Raw genomic sequence first — 690 nt, 5'->3', positions numbered from 1 at the left:
GACGTGCTGCGGCGAAAGAGTGTGCCAACATTTATGCTCCACTGGCTAACCGCCTAGGTATCGGTCAGCTTAAGTGGGAAATCGAAGACTACGCTTTCCGTTATCAACAACCGGACACTTACAAGCAAATTGCAAAGCAGCTTGCTGAGCGTCGTATTGTCCGTGAGCAATACATCAAAGATTTTGTCGAAGACTTATCTCAAGAGATGAAAGCTTGTGGCATTAATGCCGAAGTCAGTGGTCGTCCTAAACACATCTACAGCATTTGGCGAAAAATGCAGAAGAAGAGTTTGGCGTTTGATGAATTGTTTGATGTGCGTGCAGTACGTATCATCGCCGACAAACTGCAAGATTGTTACGCTGCGTTAGGTGTGGTTCATACCAAATACAAGCACTTACCGAGTGAGTTCGACGACTACGTTGCAAACCCAAAACCAAACGGTTACCAATCGATTCACACCGTGATTCTTGGCCCTGAAGGCAAAACCATCGAGATTCAAATTCGTACCAAGCAAATGCACGAAGAATCTGAACTGGGCGTTGCCGCGCACTGGAAATACAAAGAAGGTGCGAGCAGTCGCAGTGGTTACGATGAGAAAATTACCTGGCTGCGTAAACTATTGGATTGGCAAGAAGAAATGTCCGATTCTGGTGAGATGTTGGATGAGCTCCGAAGCCAAGTCTTCGATG

Annotated in this window: 1 pseudogene; it reads left to right on the top strand. The window is 46.4% G+C overall.

Annotation, left to right across the window (positions count from 1 at the left end):
- Positions 1-690: pseudogene (gene relA / locus R7093_RS25680) on the top strand (GTP diphosphokinase); the annotation flags it as partial.

This window comes from Vibrio sp. 1580 (assembly GCF_033340055.1).
The sequence above is the reverse complement of the archived record's forward strand: the minus strand, read 5'-3'. Positions and strand labels throughout refer to the sequence as shown.